This window comes from Alphaproteobacteria bacterium, assembly GCA_017308135.1.
In the GTDB taxonomy this organism is placed as follows: domain Bacteria; phylum Pseudomonadota; class Alphaproteobacteria; order CACIAM-22H2; family CACIAM-22H2; genus Tagaea.
Genome location: JAFKFM010000008.1, coordinates 494,903 through 513,220, shown reverse-complemented (window position 1 = coordinate 513,220; position 18,318 = coordinate 494,903). Strand labels below are relative to the sequence as shown.

Below are 18,318 nucleotides of genomic sequence, written 5' to 3'. Positions count from 1 at the left end.
TTTGGTCTGTGCCGACACTACTGGACTTCTATCTATGCGTTCCCCAAACTCCGGGGCAGCTCAAGCCTTCGATTTCGAGAAATCGGACGTATTGAGCGGCAATTGGGTACTATTTAGATCGAATACAGCCTTTTATTTCCGCCTCCGATAGATTTTAATCTTGTAAAGATTAACCGGAGGCATGGATGCAAGTCACAATTGGTGGGCGCGGCCTTCATGCACGAGAGGTAAAGGGCGTTGAACGCCTGAAAAGTCTTCCGAAAGACTGGTACGCCTTTACGAATTTAGAGTTGGCCACGCGCATTGGACGATCGCGCGAACTCGACGTGATCATAGTGGCAGATCGCATGATTTTCCTCATCGACCTCAAAGATTGGTCCGGGACGATCGAAAGTGATTCGGGGAACTGGCTGCATAACGGACGCGATACCGGGCCGTCTCCAGTCGCAAAAATCCACAGCAACGTAAAAGACGTTCTGCAATTGCTTGCAAGGCAGTTGAAGTCCCGGCCGGAAAGCAAAGCATTGGCGATCCCGAAAATCGTCGGGGTCGTCGTTGTCACTGGCACTGCGGACTTAGGCGGAATCTCCGAAACCGAGCGAGGCAGCGTCTTTGAGATTGACGATTTCTTAAAGACTCTCGGCTCCGAGAGGGCGCTCCACACAGCTTTTGGCGATGTGGATCGACGCATTATGCTGGAGCCATTGACTACTGCTTCTTGGAAGGATCGCCTCGTTAAATTCTTCAATGTCAGAACAGGTCCATTCAAACCAGGGCGCACACGCTACGATCGGTACATCGCCACATCAGAACAGGCCACCTTCCAGCATCCGAGTGATATTTATCGCGAGTATGAAGCTGAAGAAGAGAGCACGCCACAGAATTTAGGAACATTAAGACTATGGAATTTCGCTAACTGTAAGGATGGCAGATTTCAAACTGAAGAGGGACGCGCGGAGATTGCAGGACGAGAAGGTAAAGTCTTTTATTACCTTCGCGACCGAAGTGAAGGTTGTGAAAACTGGATTCTCATTCCGAAGTCTGCTGATCCGAATCAGAGCGCCAGCTATTGGGAAGTCTACGACCGTCGGCGTCGTCTAAAAAGGCTCCATGATTTTGTCGCCAGCGAAGGCCCGAACCTCTCGTCACACGACCGCATCGAACTTTCGCGCCAAATACTAGCGCGCGTTGCCGCACTTCATGTCGCGAATACGGCACATCTCGATCTGGGTGGTCATAGTGTTTGGTTAGAAGCGCCTTCGACTGTTCGAATTTCGCATTTACTTACAGCAAAGTTTCCAGAAGTCGCATCGCTCGGCAAAGCACGCTATCAGTTCCTCTCAACAGTAACTGCGCCTGAAGATGTTCTCGGCGGAAATTCAAGCGCCAAGGCAAAAGACGTATTTCTAAGTGCTATTGTAGTCCATGAAGTTTTGTTCGGGCGTGGGCCTGCCAGTTCCTCGCCCAGTAATCCACCAGACTGGGACGCCTCGATCGACACCGATGGGGCATATGAACTGCTGCACCACTGGTTTGAGAAGGCGCTCGATACCGACCCGGCGCAGAGATTCCCAGACGCTGTAGTTGCGCTTGAAGCATTCAATTCAGCAACAGAGTCACGTCCCACTCCGAAGGAGGTAATTGATGGTCTTGAGCGCTTTCGTGGAGCTGTTCGCACGCAACGGCATCTTTTCAATACCTATCCATCCATAAAAGACATTGCGTCGAATGACATTTCTGAAGTCTGGCAAAGTGATTCTGCCGTCAAAGTAAAAATGTGGAAGCGGCAGGCTTGGGGTGATCAAGGCCGCGAGGGCCCGCGTATCCTAAGTTTTCTCGAGCGGGCGCTGGATTTGAAGGTGTCGCCGCTAGCGGGATGCGCCGCCATTAAGGATGTGTTGTGGCTTGGCGATGCCATCGTTTTGATTCAGGACTGGATTTTTGGAGAGACGCTAGCGAGTAGTCTCGCGACGAAGCCAGACTCCTGGCTTGATTGGCATGTTGCGCTCAGATTTTTGTTGCGACTATCCGAAATCGTAGTGGAGCTCCATGCACGCGGCGTAACACACGGCGACCTGAAACCGGACAACATCATCGTTCAAGATGGCGAGCGAGTTGAGCCGGTATTGATTGACACGATTGATTTTTCGCCGACGTTGGATGGAGATATAGCGTCGAGCGCTTATGCGCCCGAGACAGGTAATCGTCAGGAACGTGACAATTTCGCTGTTACGAAGATCGTCGAAGAGATTCTAGCTAAGTGCCCTATCAATCCGCACGCAGTGATCAATATCGCTGCTGCAATCGAAGTTTGCCGAAACAACGTGCCGCAGAATGCGACACTATTGCCACTAGTCGAAGCCCTCAGTTCAGCGCTGACACCGAGCACGACGCCTCCCCGCATGACCATAGCGTTGTCAATCCGCAACGCTGTTACAGGTACAGTTGTTCCAGATGAAGGCCGATTTTACCTTCGGGTACGAAGAGATGTGTCCGCGCTGGTCATCCGCGGCATCGCCGAGGAAGTTGAAATCCGCATTAGCAAGAATGGCAATCCGCTTTCAGGCCACCGTCGAACTGTTAGTCAAGGATGGATCACGCGCATCTCCAAGCATGAATTTAAGTCGATTGAGGCAGACATCACGATTGTAAGTTCGGCATTCAACGACTTCAATGAACTAGCCGCACTCCTTCAAGACGCACAGGTGCGAGAGGCACTTTGGGGAGCGACTAAGGTCCATGGTGTTGTCGCGCTAGATGAGGAGGAGCCCGAGAAGCTGGATGAATTAGAGGATGTCGCCGAAGATACGCTTGTCGAAGAGATCGCAGCAAATTCAGCTGCGACCCAAATAGTAGATACAGATCTTCCGGCCTTATGGAGGAGCCTCATTGACGTTGAGGCGGAGCTTACGACAGAAGGAATTGCGATTTCTGAAAGTGCTTTTAACCGAACTCTCAGGCGCCACCTCGTGCCTTTCGAGCTTTCCTGTGGTTCCTTCGATTTTGATCGTGCGGACACTGTCGGTGTGCAGAAGCTAGACGCGAAGGGCATCTGGCGCCGCGTCGGTGAGCTCGATACATCTCGGTCAAAGCCCGGCTTGGTAGTTATCGATCCAACGGAATACGCAAACCCGAATCAAACGCACATCGTTGAAGAGAATCAAAGGCTACGCTTCATCAGTCATTTTGAATTGCAAAGTCTTCGTCGGCGCGAAGGCGCAGTTAGAAAAATCCTATCGCATCAGGCGCGCGTACCGGGGCTTATTGACGTCTTCGACCCGCGTAAGAACCTGCTTCCGACATTGATATCAGGCACCCTGGACGATAATTTGGTTGAAACCTATGGCCTGAATCCCAGCCAGAAAGAGGCATTACGTGCGCTTCTGAGTATTAGGCCTCTTGGCTTGGTGCAAGGACCGCCCGGTACTGGTAAGACAAAATTCATCGCGGCACTGACACATTACGCCCTTGCAAAAGGGCTTGTGCGCAACGTGTTGCTCGCGAGCCAATCGCACGAAGCGGTTAACAATGCGGCAGAGTCGGTGCTAGGTTTGTTTCGCAAATCTGGCGGTGAGCCGAGTATTCTTCGCGTTGGCTCCGAAAGTGTCGTATCCGATCGGCTACTACCGTTCCATTCTGAGAGGGTAGAGCTCCTATTCAAAGACCGCTTTCGAGCCCAACAAAGCGAGCGCTTGCGGATTGCAGGTGCCGCCCTCGGCTTACCCAAAGACCTCGTTGATGAAATTTTATTTGTCGAGGCGACAGTCCGTTCGGTGTGCGAACGGATTGCGGAACTTATTGTCAGCTCCGAAGTGGATAATGGCCGCATTGAGAGCCTTCACCAAACCTTACTTGCGCATCTGTCCTATCTGGGATTTTCCCAAGGCCAGATTGTAATCGAACGCAATCCGGGAACCCTAGTTGATGATACGATTGTTGCCCTTATCGATCGGCATAAACACGAGCCGGGTGTGAGCGCAGCAAACGCGGCCAAGCTGCGTAGTGCTTGCAAGATTGCTCGCGACTTTGTTTCGAGCGCATCAACAGCACATAGGGGTTTCGAGCCATTTCTCGCCGGTACGCGTCAAATAGTGGCCGGCACGTGCGTCGGGCTTGGGCGCCCATCTCTGGGATTGACCAGTACGCCGTTCGACCTCGTTATTGTTGACGAAGCAGCGCGTTGCACGGCGAGCGAGCTTTCAGTGCCACTTCAAGCAGGGCGCTGGATCATTCTAGTGGGAGACCAAGCGCAACTAGAGCCGTTGCACAAACCGGAGGTCGTACAGCAGGTAGGAACGAGGACGGGATTCGCAGAAAGCGAGATTATCCGCAGTGATTTCGAGCGTGTATTTGAAACTAGCTATGGCGCTGCCGCTGGAAGGAAGTTGAGAACACAGTATCGGATGCTCCCACCCATCGGACGGCTTGTCTCTGACACTTTCTATCCAGAAATCAACCTGGAACACGGCCGCGTTACCCCCGAAGTCGATCCTTCTGTCCTCCCCAGCGATCTCGCAGCCCCCCTGACTTGGGTCGCGACGGATGGTCTTGGCGAACAGGGTTTTGAGAGCTTTGAGGCAGGGCGGACTAGCCGCATAAACCGAGTCGAAGCGGACTGCATAATTGGCATGCTTGCGCGGTGGTACGACCATGATCCGTTTCGCAAATGGTTAACGACACAAACGCAGCACCCCCAGGGAATCGGGGTTATCTGCATGTACGCAGCGCAACGCGATCATTTGAGAAGGCGACTTCTCAGAGCCCCGCACGGTGACACGCTTTTGCGGCATGTAAAAGTAGACACGGTTGATAGCTACCAGGGAAAAGAAAATCCGATAGTTGTCCTCTCGCTCGTGCGCAATAACGCAGACGGGCCACATCAAGCTGGCGCGATAACGGTACGAGAGGGATTTCTATCACGTAGCAATCGCATCAATGTTGCAATTAGCCGTGCAATGGACCGCCTAGTGATCGTCGGTACCAACGCACGTTGGCCGCGAGAGGGAGCGATGCATCGCCTCGTCGACAATTTCGACAAGGCGCTCAAAGCCCGGGAAGCTTCGGTGATAATTGCGAGCGAGCTTCTCGATAGCACAAAGGACCCGGAACATCTCAAGAAGAGAAATGGACAAAGCTGAGATGGCTACGCGAAGGTCAGTTTTGCACCTAAAGAGTCATGGATTGATCGATCCAGAAGTGGATAGATCTATTGAACTTGCTGTCTATGATATTCTACTTCCATGTCGAATGTACGCCGTCGATCACAAAGTAGCTGTGCTTGGGCGCGCCTCGCTGACAACAGAATTCTTGCTGCGACTGGTGAAAGCGATTCCAGGTATTTCAGAAGAGGATGCAGCTGCTTTTTTCGGCTTCAACTTGCGTGAGGCATCGTTTGTTTTTGCCGAAGCAGAAGGACCGGGCTACATCGAACGGAGCAATGGACGTCTCTGGCTAGCTAAAGCTGGCGCCGCGCTTTTCCGAGACGGAAGTCCCGAGCCTGAGATATTCGCTGTTGAGCAACAGCATCGCGAAGTTGGGTTCGATCTGATATCGCTTGCGCCTCTGCACCCCAGATTCCTGACTGAGTTTGAACGTGGGCTCCCAGAGCTGGCGATCCAGGACGAGGAGGCAGCTGGGTCCGCAGCAGCAAGAATTCCACAAGCATTCCGAAGGTTCTTCTTTGAAATTTCAGATCGCCGCGAACGTACAAAAGCCGAGAAAAAGGACCTATATTCGGTCGATCAAGTCACAGCGAAAAATCGCTTTCTGGGTACCGTGCGTACGGTCGTGCGAGCAAGGGCATCGAATCCCAGTGCGGAGGAAAGTGACCTTATTCTATGGCGCCCCGAACATGAACAAGCAGATCGACCGGAAATCGTGAGTGCTGTGGCCTCGTTTGTTGATGGGTTGCAGCAGTCGAGAAGCGAAGATAACGCGGAGGCCTATGATACTCTTATCAGCCTCGCACCGGAGTTCTTGAGCGACTTTGCTAGACGCGATGGGCTAGCTGTTGAGCGCTACTATCGTGAGGCGATCACGCGCGCTGGCGATGTGCGGGCGAACCGTAAGACGGTGCCAATCGTCGGTTCACTGCTTTTACTCGAAAACCGAAAGCGCCTTTTCGAGGTCATTAATCATGGTTTTCGTCAAACCCCCAATGTTCCCGAACTCCTTTTATGGCTTGCTCCGCAGGTACCTTCCTGGAATGCAACTACACTCCTGAATGAAACCGTCGCAGGTATCGGCAAGCGTTTGACGGAGCCGCAATCCGACGGTCTTTCTGAAAGATTTAAGTCGATATGCCTAACAGCGCCGCGGCCGCCGCGTTATTTAGAGAAGGCGTTTGATACCGTTTGCACAAGCGACTATCGGCGCTTTCCTGCGCCGCTTGAAATACTGATGGTGCCATCCGTTGCGGTCGCCATACTTGTTCATGCCCCCATCAGGTCTCCGCGCGGTTATGCGGTTCCTCTAGGATTTGTGAGCTTTGACGAGACGGTGCTGCAGCGATCCGAAAAATACATGCTGGACAATCTTGGTACGTATTTCGCAGATGAAGATATCCATAGCAAAGTCAAATCTGCGTTTACAAAGAGCTAATAAAAGAATTCCAGTTTGATTCTTAGTTGGTAAATGCTGATGAACAATTTTTCATTGGGCACTTGGAGGGTTAGAGATACTGCCTAAATGCCCGTTAGTTCTATTCCGAGATAACACATAGATTTGGAGAAGCTGTAAGGGCGAGTGTCTCCTATCAGAAGGCTCTGTTAACGGCGAATTCAAACTGTTCCGATTTTTTTACAACTAAACGGCAGAATATTCTGAAGATTGAGGTTTGGCCGTCAAGCATACACACCCGAGTTCCTTTCCGGATAGCTCTCGTAGACATGCTCGAAAACGGCCGAGCACTTTTGCGCGTATAGCGGGCGATCGTAAGATTCGGGCAAAGTGTCGAGAGCGTCTTCGATCGCAAGTTTCAGCGTCGATCTTGCCGCCGATTTTTGCCGCCAGTTGAGGACGAGGAGCGTCTTGAGACGTGACAGCAGGTCCTTCGCGACCTTCTTCACCTCGTCTCGCTCGGCTGCGCTCAAGGTTGGGGCAGGGCGCGTCAGAATGTCGAATATCACGAGCTCCTCTTCGCTGAGATTCTCGCGAACATGGCGCGCCTCTTCGTCGTCGAGGCTACGCGAGAGCTTGAGCAATTCCTCCAAGAGCTGCTCGATGTTGCGGCTGCCGTTATTATAGCTTTCAATTAACGCTTCGAACTTCCCCGCGAAGTCGGCTCGGGTGGGATTGAGCCGCACCAGATGTTCCAGCTTGGCGGCAATGGCCGCTTTGAGCGCTTCGAGGTCTGTATTTTTGTGCTGGGAATCCTTGATGCGTTGCGCGAGCGCCTCGAAGTTTATCTTCGAAAGATCGATGGCCGGAGGGCCGGCTTGCTGAATCGTCGATCCGATGATCGACTGATCCAGTAGGCCGGCGATCTCTTGAAGAATAGTCGAAATGTCGGGGGGATTAGGATTGAGTTTCGCGCGTATGGCGGCGGCCAACGTGTCGATACCGGCGATGCGAACGGAAAACTCGATCGCCGCCGGATCCGGCTTCACCGCGCGATAGAGGGTCCCCACGAATTTCTCGTGTCCGAAGAGCTGCCGGCGGACCGCGTCGGGTGCGATCAGCGCATTGATGGCATTCTCGATGGCTGTCAGACGCGCCATTCCAGCGAGCGGTAGCGCCTCGATCGCCGCGAGATCGATGCCGTGCGTCAGGCAGTACGCGGTCGCATCCGCCACGGCTTGCCGTAGTGCGGCAACGAGTTCGGCTTTGTCCCGGACGGGATTTGCGCCGCCTTTTCCGGCGCCGTAGATGGCGAGTGCCTTTTCGAGCGACGCGAAGACATTGGCATAGTCGACGATCACGCCGCTGTGCTTTCCCGGAAAGACACGATTGGCGCGCGCAATCGTCTGCATCAGCGTATGATTGCGCATCGGCTTGTCGAGATACACCGTCGAGCAGCTCGGTGCGTCGAAGCCCGTCAGCCACATGGCGCAGACGAAAACGAGGCGTAGCGGGTCGGAAGTGTCCTTGAACCTTTCATCGAGCGCCGGATTAGACTCGTTCATGCGCTTGCGATGGGGGGCGATATCGAGGCTGAGCTTCTTCATCTGCTCGATCTCGTTCTGTGCCGGTGAGATAATTACCGCCATATCGGTTGTTTCGAGAATGTCGAGGCGTTGGCGCAACGCGGTTTGTTCGGCAGGCGATAGACTGCTGCGGCGGAGTTCCTTACGTACGCGATCGATCTCGGCGGTCCAGTGCGTCTTCACCTTGTCGTGCATGCGAAGCGCGGTCGCCTTGTCGATCGAGACAACCATTGCCTTGCCGATGAAGCCGCGGCCGAGGAAGTGCCGCACGATGTCCTGCGCGACCGTCTCGAGCCGGTCGTCGCGGGTGATCAGGTGATATTGTCGTCCGAGGACCTTTTCGAGCTTCTCCTCCTGGTCGGCGTCGAGATCGGCGCCCTCGATCAGATCGTAAATGTCTTCGTTGAGGTCCGGATTGACGAGGTGCAGCTCGGGTGTGCGATTCTCATAGAACAGCGGCACCGTTGCGCCGTCTTCCACCGATTGCTGGAAGTCGTAGATCGACACGTAGTCACCGAACACCTCCTTTGTTCGTTCTTCGCCCGCAATCAGCGGCGTACCGGTGAAGGCAAGGAAGAGCGCTTTCGGCAGGGCGGCACGCATATTGAGCGCCAGCGTGTCGTACTGGCTGCGATGCGCTTCGTCGGTCAGCACGATGACGTCGCTGCGGTCGGTCAGCATCTCCGGCGTCTGGAACTTGTGCACCAGGGTGAAGACGTAGCGATGATTGCCGCGCAAGAGTTCCCGCAGATGCGCGCCGCTCTCGGCATGACATTGATCGCCCTCGGCCTCGCTGACCGCACCGACGGTCTTGAAGGTCTTCGCGATCTGGTCGTCGAGCTCCACGCGATCGGTAACGACGACGAATGTCCAGTTGCCCGCGAGTTTGCGCAGGATCTTCTGGGCGAAGAACACCATCGAGAAGCTCTTGCCGCTGCCCTGAGTCTGCCAGAACACGCCGCCGCGCCCGTGGCCGAGCTTGCGCGCCTCCAGCATCGACGCGATAGCGTTGTTCACGCCAAGGAACTGGTGGTTCTGCCCCAGGATCTTGACCAGCCCCGCCTTGTGCTCAGAGAACAGCGTGAAGTTCTCGACGAGATCGAGGAGGCGGCTGCGGTCGCAAGTGCCTCGTAGCATCACCTCCAGCGACACGCGGCGTGGTTCGTCCTCGCGCTCGATACGCTTCCACTCGAAGAACCGCTCCCAGTCGGCGGTCAGGGAGCCGACGCGGCTATCGGTTCCGTTGCTGGCGATCAGAAGGGCGTTGAACCAGAAGAGCTGCGGAATCTGCTGCTTGTAGTGCGTCAAGTTCTCGTCGAAGGCCGAGCGTGCCGTTACGCCGGGTTTTTTGAGTTCGACCACCACCCAGGGCAGACCGTTCACAAAGCCGACCAAATCGGGTCGGCAGGTATAGAGGCTGCCGACGACACTGAACTGACTGACGAGCAGGAAGTCGTTCTGTTGCGGGTTTCCCCAATCGATCACGCGCAAGCGCTCGGTCTTCTGCCCGCCGTTCTCGCGGTCGGGGAGGGAGACCGGGATGCCGTCCTTCATTAGCCGATAGATTTCGCGATTGGCCGCTTCGAGGCTCATTGCCGAGCGATCGCGGGCGAGTTCGTCGATGGCGGTTTGGATCGCCTCGCCAGGCAGGGCAGGGTTGAGCTTCGTGAGCGCCACCCGCAGGCGTTCCGCCAGCACGACCTCGCCCTTGGTCTCGCGGCCAAGCGTGCCATCTTTGCCGAACGTTTCCTCGAGCGCCGACACCGTTTGCCAACCAAGCGCCGCAAACAGCCCAATGGCGGGCTGCTCGACGAGCTGGTTTTCGGTGTAGGCGCTAGGACTCACGGCAGCGCCTTCACGATCGGCCGCAGCACCCTATCCATCACGACAAGCCGCTGCTCCAACCATGCGAGGTATTCGTCCCAGCGACTTTCGTCCTCGATGGAAGCGTCGGGGAGCCATGTCGCAATTCGGCAGGCCATTGCGTCGGGTAGGTCTTGCCAGTCGAGCTGGAAACCGAGCTGAAGTTCGATGTTCGGGCGTTGCTCGATGAGCCGCGCAAATCGCCTCTTCGCCTCCTCGCCGGGCATCCAGAGCTCGACACCGAGGCGCGCATCGCGGGTGTTCGCCGTAATGTTGAGGCCAAAACCGGCGCGGCCGATCGAGTTGTTCAGCCAATGCTGCGGTCGCGGCTTCTGCGGCCGGATTTGCGGCGCGTTCTTTGCCAATCGCTCTATCAGGGCCGACCAGAACTTGAGCTGCAACTGCTTGGTGGGCGACGCGGACGCGGCGGCGCGCGCCTGCTCGCGGCCCGTCTTGGCCCAGTTGTCGGGCTGGACCACGACTTCGAACTTGGGTGCCAGCGGGGAACTGCCGATCCGCCACAATTCGACTTGCACGCCGAAGAAGCTGAGGTCGTCGGTCGTATTCTCGTTGAGGAACCGTAGCGCGGCCACGTGTTCGGGCCGGAAGGATTCCGCCACCCAGATCACTTTGCGCGCACCCACGCCGGCCGCGTAAGCGAGGATCTGGCCGAGATGCTTGTGATCGGTCTCGGCGAGCTGGTTTTCGATGATGACCTGCTGGTCACCATCCGTGCAAAGGATGTCGAGTTTGAAGTCGCCGACATAGTGCTCCGTCGCCACAACCTCCAACTCGCTCAACCCGAGGGCTTGCGCCAGTGCATCGAGATTGTCTGCCTCCGCCAGCCAGGGCGTGAAGTCGCCCGCTTCGTGCCTCCACGCTTCACGAAGGGGTACGCGCTCAAGTCGGCTAAGGTTGGTCTTGATGCTCATGCGGCGATCGCTTCGACGTCGATCTGGCCGGAAAGGAGACGCGGCAGTAGCAGGTCGCGCGTGCGGCGGAGGTTCTGAACGCGCTTTGTCAGAGTGATCAGTTGCTGGTGTAGGGGTTGGATGACTTGCTCAAATTTAAACCGCAATGCGACTGGTGGAACGACGGTAGTGACCTGATCGAGTGCGGATCTTTTGATGTGATGCATTGTGGCACCCAAACTCAGTGCGCGAAAACGCGGCATCTCTTCCTTAAGTGCATGAAAGCAGTAGCTACGAGTGAAGCCATCGGATGGCAGCACATTGAAAAGATGTTGATTCAGTAGCGCTTCGCCTCCCATCCAAAGGTATGCGTCTAGATCAGCAGACCACGAGAACAAGACATCTCCATCACGAACACAGTACTTGCTGGGAATGCTATTGCCTGGATTGCGTGGAGTTTGCGCTGTGATGCCAGCCTTCAATTCCTTGATTTTAATGATCGGCTTGCCTTCGTCACCCCAGTCATCCGGCTTGAACGCATATCCATTTAGATAGGTTGCAATTCCTGAGAACGACTTCACCTCCCACCCCTCTGGGATATTGCCGATGGGTGACGGGACGCGTGGGTGGTTTTCGTGACTGGGGAAACGGAAGTAGACGAACCACTCGCGATAGAGGGCGCGGGCCATTGACTCTAGAATCTCAATGCGCCGCTGGCTATTCGCGATCAGCTCGTCATAGGCCGACAGGATACCCGCGATACGGCGTTGGATCGGGACGGGCGGGAGCGGAAACTCGTAATCAAGAATCTGTTTGCCGCTAATGTGTGGAACATTTACGCCTGTCGTTATCGGTCTGACGTATGACTCGAAACCAGAGCTTCCAATGACGAAGCGTAGAAAATCTTGATCTAGTCTCGAAGTGTTGCTTCGTAGCCGAGCGCACCGCTGAACAAGTAGTGCCTTCGGATCGTTTGTACGGATGTAAGCCCACTTTAGGCCCGCTGGCACCCAAGGCCGATCCATCGCTATTACAACGTCGCCCGGCTGTAGTTGGTACTTCTTGATATCTGCCCAATCGGCCGCAGGCCAACGCTTTGAAATTTCCCAAAGTATACAACCCTGGCTAACATTTTCCCCTTTGACCAGAGGAATGTCGCTGAGATTGTTCGTGAATAGCTTACTCTTGAAGGCGAATCCAGCGAGGAGATCGACGCAGGCTTCTAATTTTGTATTTGGAAACCTGGTCATCCTCACGCCTCCAAGATCCCCGCCACATTGGTGGCAATGGTCTTTTCCAGCTTCCGAGCCTGGGCGTTGAGCGTTTCCAACTCCTCGTTCAGCGTTTCAAGCTGCGCTTTGAAGTCTTCGTCGCTCACTTCCTCGCCGGGGGCCACACCCACATATCGGCCGGGGTTGAGCGACCAGCCTTGCGCTTCTATTTCTTTGAGCGTTGCTGCCTTACACAGGCCCAGGATGTCGGCATAAGCAAGCTTCTTGCCAAAAATCTCCTTCAATTTGGCGACTGTCTCCTCGCCGCCCACGGTTAGGTCGGGCGCTTCGCCGCGATAGAGGCGCACGAGGTTGGCGATGAAGCCGATCTGCGCTTGCGTCCAGTCGCGGTGCGCGCGGTCCACCTGCCGGTAGATGTGGCGGGCATCGATAAACAGCACGGAGTCAGCGCGCTTGGTCTTTGCTTTGCCCCGATCGAGGAACCACAGCGTGCAGGGCAGGGTGACGGTGTAGAACATGTTGGGGCCAACGGCGACCATCACGTCCACCGCTCGTGCCTCGATCAGCTTCTGCCGAATCTCTTGTTCGCTGGAGCGCGCGTCGGAGGCTGAGTTGGCCATGACGAAGCCGGCGCGGCCGTTGGCATTGAGCGATGAGTAGAAGAGCTGGATCCACAGATAATTGGCGTTATCGGTTTTCGGCAGACCGAAGGGGAAGCGGCGGCTAGCCCCCACCATGTCCTTCAGCCGATCCTTGTCCACCGCGTTTACATTGAAGGGTGGATTGGCGAGCACGAAGTCGAACGCGCCCGTGGCCGTATGCGGGTCGTCATAGTAGCTGTTGACGTTGCCGCCGTGGCGGATATCGCCCTCCAGCCCGTGCACGGCGAGATTGAGGCGGGCGAGGCGGCCCGTCTCATCGGTTTTTTCCACGCCGCAAATCGAAAGTTCGGCGGCGGGGTTCTTATGATGCTCCGCCACGAAACGCGCCGACTGTACGAACATGCCGCCCGAGCCGCAGGCGGGATCGAGGATGCGGCCGTGGAAGGGTTCGATCACCTGGGCGAGTAGCTGCACGATGCTGGCGGGCGTGTAGAACTCGCCGCCGCCTTGGCCCTCGCTCATCGCGAATTCGCCGAGGAAATATTCGTAGATGCGGCCGAAGGCGTCGAATTCGAGTGTGGCCGGGATCTCGGAGATCTTCTTCAGCAGCTGTTTCAACAGGGTGCCGGTGAAGAGGTTGTAGGTCTTGGGTAACACGCCAGCAAGCTGTGGATTTTGCTTCTCAACTTCGCGCATTGCGGCGTTGACCTTGGCGCCGATGTCGGCGGCCTCGGGCAGCGTCAGCAAAAAGTCGAAGCGAGCCTCGGGGGCAAGGTAGATGACATTGTCAGCGTGATAGGCGGCGGGATCATCGACGCGGCTGCCGCGGCGCGACGAGGCGCCGGCCTTTTCGAGCTTGGCGCGCTGGGCGGCAAAGCGCACCTCGGCGAAGCGCAGGAAGATCAGGCCCAGGATGGGGCCGGAATATTCTTGGGCCTTTAGGCCCGAATTTGCCCGGAACTGATCGGCGGCATCCCAAAGGCGCTTCTCAAGTGTGACGGACTCATTCGCTTTTTGACTTGCAGCTACCCAACGCAATTTTTTGTTCCTCTACAGCTTTTCATTTACGCGATCGGTACTTCGACGCCGCTTATTTGACCATTGTTGCGTCTTGCCGGTCTAGCCGCCAGTCGCGATGCGGGATTACGCTTTTCTTCGATGATTGTCCGGTCTTACGGCCATTTACCCGGCCCCTCGCTCGATCCACGAACGCTGCCTTGTCCCCACAAACAACGTCCATTTCTGTCGCTTTAGCGACAATGTCCAAAATGGTGCGTTGTCACAGCTAAAGCACGGATCAAAACGCCTGTGACAACGCGACTCACGCGCTATCGAATTTTCGTGCTAATTCAACGGAGAAACCTGCATTCACAGCTGTGACAACGATCCTCTTTCCGGCACGTTAAAACTGGTGGTTTTCATACCGATTGTCACAGTTCGCGCCGAATCATGCGCGAGCTGTGACAACGCTGATCGCGCGCCATCGAATTTCCAAGCGAATTCAACGGTGACATGCCGATTCACATCGGTGACAACGCCAATTTCTTACCGCGTCAGCCGCGGTCGCGTTGGATTGACCGCGCGAGCCGTCGTACGCGGGCGCCGGCCGTTTCGGCCAGCGCGTCGAATGCCCGCGCCAACCCGCCGGCCGGAACACCGATCTCGGCCGCTACTGTCGCCTCCAGGCGAGCGCCGGTAATCCCGTTCCGCGTCATCATGCGCGCGAGCTCCGCGCACTCGGCCATTCGCCGCCGCGCCGCAAGCTCGATCCATGCCGTCTCGTCGATGCCGTCGTTGCGCCGGCGGGCCTTGGGGGCGGGGACCGCCACTTGGCTCTCCCAGCCCGTCGGCAACGCCGACAGCGTGGGCAGCCGATCGAGGCCCGGGGGCAGGGTGCGGACTTCCACGCGGCCGGACCCGACGCACCAGCGCCGCCAGGCGCCATAGGCTTTCGCCAAGTCGGCGGCGATCGCGATCCAGGCGGCCGCCTCGGCATGCTTCTCGAACCGCGCGAGGGCTCGATCGTAGTCGCACGCCGCCGCCGCCAGCGCGTCTTCAAGACGGCGGCGATCACGGATCGCTGCATCGGGCGAACCCGCACCCTCCCAGGCGAGTAGTTCGGCCTTGCGTCGCGCGAGTTCAACGCCGATCGGCGAGCCCTCGGGCTCAGCGGCGGCCAGTCGGTCGAGTCCGCGCACGCGGACCTCCAGGCGCAGCTCGCGCGTGGGTGCTGGCGGCACCGCCGAGGTCTCGGCCGGGAGGCGGGCGAGAGCGTCCCGGACCACGGGCGCGTCCAACGGGTCCTCGCGCAAGGCGACCGCCTCGTAGAAGGATTTGCCGGCGTGCGCCGCTGTAATCCCGGCGGCGGTGGCGTCGGCCGTCGCCTCGCGCAGCCGAGCCCCGAGTTTGGTGTTGGGATCGATGGCATCCGCTTTTCGTTGGTCGAAACGAATAGTCAGCCGCGCCCGGCGTCGGCGGTTTGCGAAGTCCTGGAGGGCCGCGTCGCCGGCGGGATCCGCACGGTCCGCATTTGCGCTGCCAACCAGCGTCGCCACGCCGAACCGCTCGAGCGCCGTGCGCTTGGCGCCCAAATGGCGCTGACCTTCGATCTCGATCCCGAGATCCGCATATGTGCCAGGGAAGTACCAAAATGGTACAGTTCGGTTCTCCCGCGTGGCCCATCGCGCCACGACGTCGTTCACAATCTCGGCATAGCGGCGTTTCAGCGCCACGACCCACTCTTCGCCCTGCGCCCCGCGATCCTTACGCTCGGCAAAGGCGATCCCGTCGATAACAGGGCCGTCGGCGGTGCCGTCGAACCGGATCCGGACATGGGTGACGGGCCGATCGTGATAGACGACGTGGAGATGGAAATTTCTCGGGTCGGAGCCCTTTGCCACGTCAGGCCGATGCACGACTGCCCACCAGCCAAGGCCACGTTCGTCGAAGGCGGCCCCGAGGCGTTCGACAATCTCACGCCGGTCGGCGGGGGCGAGCCAATGGGGAAGCTCGGCGATGATCCGGCATTGCAGCCGCGCGTCATTGCGCCGTTCGCGCTCTTCGACAGCGTGCCAAAACGCGCGTCGAGCATCGATCGCAGGCCCGAGCGTACCCATCGAGATTGGGCCATTGGCATCGCTTTCAACCTCTTCGGCGCGCTTGGCTTCAGACAAGTACGTCCGCTCTATGTAGTTTTGGAACGCCCGGCCGGTGTCGGTCCGCCGGACCGCACCTTGGCCCGCGCGACGACGGTAATGAGCGACACCGGCGAAGCCATTCCGCATCGCTTGGCCCTCCGGCGACTGCGCGAAGGGATGAGACTTGGGGATCGTCCAGACCCGATGCCGGTCGTGATACCGGGCCTCCGGGATCGCCCGTAAGCCAGCGACCTCGCCCTTGCGTGGAAACAGCTGGACGCGCTCGCCCTTTTCGACCGCCCGGGGGCGGGTCCAGGTTCGAGGGCGGGAGACGAAGCTATGGGCAAAATGAAACGGGGCGACCCCGTGGGCACCGGTCGGTCGATAGGCAATACCAGTCACCACGCCACTGCTCAGCAGGGGCGCAATCCGTCGTGGCGCGGGGCGGGTGCGTAGTCGCAGATGAACCGGGGCTTGCCGAGCGGCGCGGCCACTCCCGGTCAGGCCCAATTCGTCGTGATTGCCTTCTTCGAGGCGGCCCTGTTTCAGGCTGTCCCAATCTAGTTCGCTGTCATACGTTGCCATCGAAATTCACCTCTGAGCATGCATCCTGTCCCTCACAAAAGCGCAGGATGCGTTATTGCGCCCTGAACGGATTTCCCGATCTGGACACCCGGGAGGGTAAACCCGTGGCACTAAAGATCTCGTGCTGGCGCAGCCAGTTTCTCCGGAACCTTCTGTCTGCCCTGACCCAGCCCGCTGTCCTCCTTGTTGATGGTCTCAAATGGCGTGCGGGCTCGCGCCCGCCGACCTTCGGTTCTGGCTGTCGATAGGAAGTGATAGGGGGCTTGGGTACGCATCGGCGGCGTGGCCGTTAGAACGCGGCCGACGCCCTGGCGGACAACGCTTGCCGGCGTCCGAAGGGCCCGCGTCGCCGGATATTCAGTGTCGCCATGCATAATCAGGTCGTGGTGCCGGGTCCTGAGGCCTGGCTGGAAGAGGGCGATGGCGGCATGGCGAAGGAAATCCCCAAGGGCGGCGACACGCCAGAAGTGTTGGACGCGCAGCAAACGTACGAAAGGCTTGCGTTGGAGCTCGAAGCGCTCGAATCAGAGGTCAAGCTCGCCCGGGCGCGCAAGCGCGCCGCCGACGCCCGGCGTATAGATGTCGTGAGCCGCGCGATGACGGGCGCCGTACTTCATATCCTGGGGCCTGACATGGCGAGGCGCGGGTTCGACCTCCTTGGGCTCGGCGCCTTGTTACAGGATATCGACACGGCCCAACTCGATCTCGCGGAGGTACGTCGCCGCATTTTTTTGGATCAAGCGTCGGGCGAACCCGTGTCAGCCGCGGAAGAGACCGTTGCCGCCGACGTCGCACCGCCCTTGGCTGAACTGGAGGTCGACAGCGACGACGAGGGAAATTGATCACTCCCGGTCACTATAGAGCCCTCTCAGGACGACACTTGAGATTGATAACTTAAAATGTAACCTTTAAGGTTAAAAATGGTTATGCAAGGAGACGGTCATGGCAACAAAACGAGTGCCATATGTTCGGATCCATCCCGAGACGGGCGAAACGTTGTATCGCGGCGAGCGCGCTATATCGGTCGAGTTCAAGGGTATGAAGCGCGTCGTCAGAATGGCGGGATGGTTCCCGGAAGGCGGTGGCGACGGAATACAGTGGCGCGATGACGGTGCGGCCGCCGATCGCGCGCTCGCCGAAATGAAGGCGGAGTACGCGCGCGGCGTGCGGATGCTCGCTCAGCGAGTTGTCGCAAAGATTTCGGATATTCAACCTTACGGAAAAAATTCGAAAAAATCTCTAAGCGACTTACTGACTGGCTCTCCCAACAGTTTCAGTAAGTATGTGTTGGGTCACGCGATCCCCAGTCATCCGACGATGATTCTTCTGAAGCTCCTCGATAAGCGGCCTCAGTTGGTGAAAGTGATCCAGACAATAAAGCGAGAAATGAAATGATCTCAAGCTTGTCTGCAATTACCGTGGGAGCGTGATGTCTTCGATTTCGTGCAACGGTACCCATCTCTGACGTATCGATATCCGATTATCGAGGTTTGGCGGAGCCTATGAGCCCATTGCTGACATTTCGCCGGTTCGAAAACGCCGCGCATGGCGCGCTGCCGCGCCCGCTCGATACGGTAGCGCTGGTGGTCGCCGGCGCCATCGTTCTCGCCATGCAACTATCCGGGGCGCCCGGCGGCAAAGCCGTGGATGCGGCCGTCATCCCCGGCATCGTCGTCGCGTTCGCGATCGCCGCGCGCGTCGGGCGTGAAGCGTCCAACCGACGCCGCGGCGAGAGTCGTTTCGGAATCAGATTCTTTGCGCTTTGCCGCACGCTTTATCTGGTGTGCGCTCTTCTCGCGACTGTTGCTGCGCTAGTCACGGTCATATGCGGCCTATATTGAACC

General features: G+C 57.6%; 10 protein-coding genes. 5 read left to right on the top strand and 5 right to left on the bottom strand.

Translation table 11 applies throughout. The features are described from left to right. The first annotated feature begins 185 nt into the window (after window positions 1-185). Both J0H39_10810 and J0H39_10805 read left to right on the top strand, forming a co-directional pair. Window positions 186-5,138, top strand: a complete 4,953-nt coding sequence (locus J0H39_10810) for an AAA family ATPase (protein ID MBN9497231.1) — start codon at window positions 186-188, stop codon at window positions 5,136-5,138. 43 nt (window positions 5,139-5,181) lie between these two features. Further along, entirely contained in the window at window positions 5,182-6,600 is a 1,419-nt protein-coding gene (locus tag J0H39_10805) for a hypothetical protein (protein ID MBN9497230.1), read from the top strand. A 242-nt stretch (window positions 6,601-6,842) separates the two neighbouring features. Here the strand turns inward: J0H39_10805 and J0H39_10800 are convergent, their stop codons facing one another. The 5 genes from J0H39_10800 to J0H39_10780 all read right to left on the bottom strand — a co-directional run bounded on the left by J0H39_10800 (window position 6,843) and on the right by J0H39_10780 (window position 16,474). Then, window positions 6,843-9,989: a type I restriction endonuclease subunit R gene (locus J0H39_10800; GenBank protein MBN9497229.1), complete on the bottom strand. Its 3,147-nt coding sequence runs from the start codon at window positions 9,987-9,989 to the stop codon at window positions 6,843-6,845. Then, a complete protein-coding gene (locus tag J0H39_10795; protein MBN9497228.1) occupies window positions 9,986-10,933 on the bottom strand; it encodes a DUF4268 domain-containing protein in 948 nt (315 codons plus the stop codon). Before J0H39_10795 ends, J0H39_10800 begins: the two co-directional genes overlap by 4 nt. Before the next feature lie 2 nt (window positions 10,934-10,935). Beyond that, complete coding sequence (locus J0H39_10790; GenBank protein MBN9497227.1) at window positions 10,936-12,168, bottom strand: restriction endonuclease subunit S; 1,233 nt, start codon at window positions 12,166-12,168, stop codon at window positions 10,936-10,938. 2 nt (window positions 12,169-12,170) lie between these two features. Continuing rightward, window positions 12,171-13,790: an SAM-dependent DNA methyltransferase gene (locus J0H39_10785; GenBank protein ID MBN9497226.1), complete on the bottom strand. Its 1,620-nt coding sequence runs from the start codon at window positions 13,788-13,790 to the stop codon at window positions 12,171-12,173. A 515-nt stretch (window positions 13,791-14,305) separates the two neighbouring features. Next, window positions 14,306-16,474, bottom strand: a complete 2,169-nt coding sequence (locus J0H39_10780; GenBank protein MBN9497225.1) for a MobA/MobL family protein — start codon at window positions 16,472-16,474, stop codon at window positions 14,306-14,308. A gap of 368 nt (window positions 16,475-16,842) precedes the next feature. On the opposite strand from J0H39_10780, the gene J0H39_10775 reads away from it, so the two are divergent. The 3 genes from J0H39_10775 (at window position 16,843) to J0H39_10765 (ending at window position 18,315) form a co-directional block, all read left to right on the top strand. After that, a complete protein-coding gene (locus J0H39_10775; GenBank protein MBN9497224.1) occupies window positions 16,843-17,316 on the top strand; it encodes a hypothetical protein in 474 nt (157 codons plus the stop codon). A gap of 100 nt (window positions 17,317-17,416) precedes the next feature. Next, entirely contained in the window at window positions 17,417-17,869 is a 453-nt protein-coding gene (locus J0H39_10770) for a type II toxin-antitoxin system MqsA family antitoxin (protein ID MBN9497223.1), read from the top strand. A 107-nt stretch (window positions 17,870-17,976) separates the two neighbouring features. Beyond that, window positions 17,977-18,315 (top strand): hypothetical protein, encoded by a 339-nt coding sequence (locus tag J0H39_10765; GenBank protein MBN9497222.1) that lies wholly within the window; start codon window positions 17,977-17,979, stop codon window positions 18,313-18,315. Window positions 18,316-18,318: the final 3 nt, after the last annotated feature.

What these genes read in the sequence shown, in the direction of transcription:
- J0H39_10770 (MBN9497223.1), top strand. Translation starts at nt 17,417, where the DNA reads ATGGCAACAAAACGAGTGCCATATGTTCGGATCCATCCCGAGACGGGC.
- J0H39_10780 (MBN9497225.1), bottom strand. Translation starts at nt 16,474, where the DNA reads ATGGCAACGTATGACAGCGAACTAGATTGGGACAGCCTGAAACAGGGC.
- J0H39_10790 (MBN9497227.1), bottom strand. Translation starts at nt 12,168, where the DNA reads ATGACCAGGTTTCCAAATACAAAATTAGAAGCCTGCGTCGATCTCCTC.
- J0H39_10810 (MBN9497231.1), top strand. Translation starts at nt 186, where the DNA reads ATGCAAGTCACAATTGGTGGGCGCGGCCTTCATGCACGAGAGGTAAAG.
- J0H39_10775 (MBN9497224.1), top strand. Translation starts at nt 16,843, where the DNA reads ATGCATAATCAGGTCGTGGTGCCGGGTCCTGAGGCCTGGCTGGAAGAG.
- J0H39_10765 (MBN9497222.1), top strand. Translation starts at nt 17,977, where the DNA reads ATGAGCCCATTGCTGACATTTCGCCGGTTCGAAAACGCCGCGCATGGC.